Annotated in this window: 4 protein-coding genes; all 4 read right to left on the minus strand. The window is 48.3% G+C overall.

The features are described 5' to 3' along the window. Window positions 1-1,170: pyrimidine-nucleoside phosphorylase (locus AC1DUA_RS33270; RefSeq protein ID WP_477503806.1), on the minus strand; the 1,170-nt coding region annotated here is incomplete at its 3' end. A 74-nt stretch (window positions 1,171-1,244) separates the two neighbouring features. Beyond that, window positions 1,245-1,628, minus strand: a complete 384-nt coding sequence (locus AC1DUA_RS33275) for a cupredoxin domain-containing protein (RefSeq protein ID WP_477503807.1) — start codon at window positions 1,626-1,628, stop codon at window positions 1,245-1,247. 291 nt (window positions 1,629-1,919) lie between these two features. After that, the gene (locus tag AC1DUA_RS33280) at window positions 1,920-2,615 is read right to left on the minus strand and encodes a purine-nucleoside phosphorylase (protein WP_477503808.1); all 696 of its coding nucleotides are present in this window, start codon (window positions 2,613-2,615) and stop codon (window positions 1,920-1,922) included. Beyond that, the coding region (locus AC1DUA_RS33285; protein ID WP_477503809.1) for a purine-nucleoside phosphorylase at window positions 2,534-3,217 on the minus strand (684 nt) is incomplete at its 5' end. The genes AC1DUA_RS33280 and AC1DUA_RS33285, both read right to left, overlap by 82 nt.

Genomic DNA, 3,217 nt, shown 5'->3' on the forward strand with positions numbered 1-3,217 from the left:
TGCCTGAACAGCGTCACCGATCTTCTTATTCAAGGTTAAACCTACAGCGTAGTCAATCTGATCCTCTTTCTTGGCGCGCCCTGCCCCAAGCAGCATGGCGGCGATCCCGATTTGTTCGGCATCGATTTGATTCACATAGCCATCCTGCTCGGCTAGCACCTCATAATGATAACTCGCTGTCGGCAGCAGTTCTGGTTGATCCACCACCCTCGGATCTCCCCCCTGGCTCGCCACAAAGCGTTTGAACGTGTCTAGCGCCTTCCCGTTCATCACAATGTCGCGAACAGCCTCCTGCGCCACTTCAAAGCTCTCAAACACTCTGCCTAGCAGCGACATATAGGCTGCTACGGAAATCGCTACCTCGGTTAGCTCCTTATCGCCAGTACCGCGGAGCACTTCGATAGATTCGCGAATTTCGTTGGCATTCCCGATTTCGCGGCCAAGCGGCTGCTCCATATCGGTGATCATCGCAATCGTATTGCGATTCAATTTGACGCCGATATCGACCATCGTACGGGCAAGCACTCTTGCGTCTTCAACGGTTTTCATGAAGGCGCCCGATCCGATTTTCACATCAAGGACAATCGCATCGGCGCCTGAGGCAATCTTCTTACTCATGATGGAACTGGCAATCAGCGGGATGGAATCTACCGTCGCAGTTACGTCCCTCAGTGCGTACATCTTCTTATCGGCTGGAGCCAAGTTACCACTCTGGCCAACAATGGCAATTTTATTTGTATTAACTGCTGTAATAAAATCTTCCTTCGATAATTCAATTTGGAAGCCCGGAATCGATTCCAGCTTATCCACAGTTCCTCCTGTATGGCCGAGACCCCTGCCTGACATCTTGGCGACCGGTACTCCGAGGGAAGCGACGATTGGCCCCACAATCAGACTAATTTTGTCGCCTACTCCGCCAGTCGAGTGCTTATCTACTTTGATCCCGGCAATTTCCGAGAGATCAATCATTTCTCCCGATCCTGCCATAGCCATCGTTAGTGCAGAAATTTCCTCACTTATCATGCCATTGAAGAAAATTGCCATCAGCAGTGCTGACATTTGGTAATCCGGAATATCCCCTTTTGTGTAACCATTCACGATAAATGTGATTTCTTGTTCCGTTAGTACCTCACCGGACCGTTTCTTATGTATTAAGTCAACCATTCTCATTGTAGTTCCTCCTTCAATAATAAAAATCGAAAAAGGGAGCTGCTTGAGCCCCCCATTGTACTATTATTCTTTTTTTATTGTACAACTAATTTGGATTTCATTTTGGCATGACCTTCACCGCAAGGAAGTACGCATTCAATCTCATAAGTTCCCGGTTTGTCGAACGTAATTTCTTTTGAAGGGTTTTCTTTATCCAGCTTGACATCCAACCCTTTAATTTCGATTGCGTGTACGCCTTCTTTCAAAGACAAGGAAACTTTTGTAGGCTCGCCACTTTTGATCGTATAGTCCGCCGAGTCAAATTGCCAGTTAGATGCTGCAATCTTAAGCTGTTGAATTTTGCTGCCGGCTTCCTCTGCTGCTTTCGCCTCTTGGCGTTCAGAGATATCTTGAAAAAGGACTCCCAGCCCCAGTGCGCCCGCAAGTATAAATAACACAAAGAAAATCCACTTTTGCATGCATATCCCCCTCATAATGTGTTCACTTCATCTATTCTACCTAACATCCCGAGACAATCCCATACAGGTTTAGTGGCAAATCTTTGAATATTTTGTGACGGAATTGTGAATGAATCCTCGTAAAAAACATCCCCCTTATCGGGGGATATTAACCTTACTATTTCCCACGCGAAAGCAAATTACACACCGTTCAGTCTCTCCCGAATTTGGAAGCCGCCGGACCAAGTGGTTTAATTGTTGGACTGACATGCTCCATCACTTCCCCGGTACGGGTAACCTTAACTAGATCACTTATCCCAATTGCACATCACGTACAAATGCTTTGACCAAAGCGATGAACTTCGGTTTCGTCCGATTTGCAACCGCTACAACCTGCTCATGCGTCAGAGGCTCAAGCTCCTCGCCAACCGCCATGTCCGTAATACACGAAATGCCAAGCACTTTAAGTCCTGCATGACGTGCCGCGATGACTTCTCCCACGGTTGACATCCCGATGGCATCGCCACCGATACGGGCCAGCATCATCAATTCAGCCGGTGTACAGTAGGTAGGTCCTGTAATACCAGCGTAAACGCCCTCTTGAAGCTTCAGAGGCACGCCATCTTCTCCTACTACCGTTTGTGCCAGCTTATGCGCTAACGCCCTGTATTCGCGGCTATACGCTTCAGACATATCCGGAAAACGAACACCGAGCTCGCTATGGTTAGGTCCGATTAACGGATTGTCTCCCRTCATATTGAGATGGTCGCTAATTACCATGAGATCGCCGGCTTTGAAACCGCGGTTCATACCGCCCGCCGCGTTCGTCATAACAACGGAGTGAACGCCGATCGCTTTCATCACATACACGGGGAAGACAACTTTTTTCATATCATAACCTTCGTAATAATGAAAACGCCCCTGCATCACGATGACTTGCTTGCCTTCAAGCGTCCCTGCGACAAAACGGCCTTCATGAAAATGCCGGAAGCCATATTGGAAATGCAAGAGAAGCCAAGTACCTCAATGCCAGCATGACGGGCTACGATAACTTCAGGCACAGTAGACATACCTACGGAGTCACCGCCCAGTGTACGGAACATACGGATCTCAGCAGGAGTTTCATAGTTAGGACCGAGAAGCCCAACATAAACACCTTCTTGCAGTTTAAAATCTTGCGATGCCGCTACGTCATGCGCCAATTTACGCAGACGTTTGCTGTACGCTTCCGACATATCCGGGAAACGAACACCTAGCGCAGCGTCATTGGGTCCGATTAATGGATTACGGTATGTCAAATTCAAGTGGTCGCTGATGACCATCAAATCGCCGACTTGATAAGACTCGTTAATGCCTCCAGCAGCATTCGTTACGATCAACGTTTCCACACCAAGCTCTTTCATCACGCGAACAGGGAAAGAAACAGTTTCGGCGCCATACCCTTCATAGGCATGGAAGCGGCCTTTCATGACTAACACTTGCTTCCCTTTAATCGAACCCACGACTAATTCTCCCGCATGGCCTTCTACCGTAGAGACTGGAAAGTGCGGAATGCGCGAGTAGTCAACGACGATCGGCTGCTCAATTAAGTCGGCTAGTACGCCTAGCCC

This window comes from Paenibacillus sp. 01T422 (assembly GCF_056398785.1).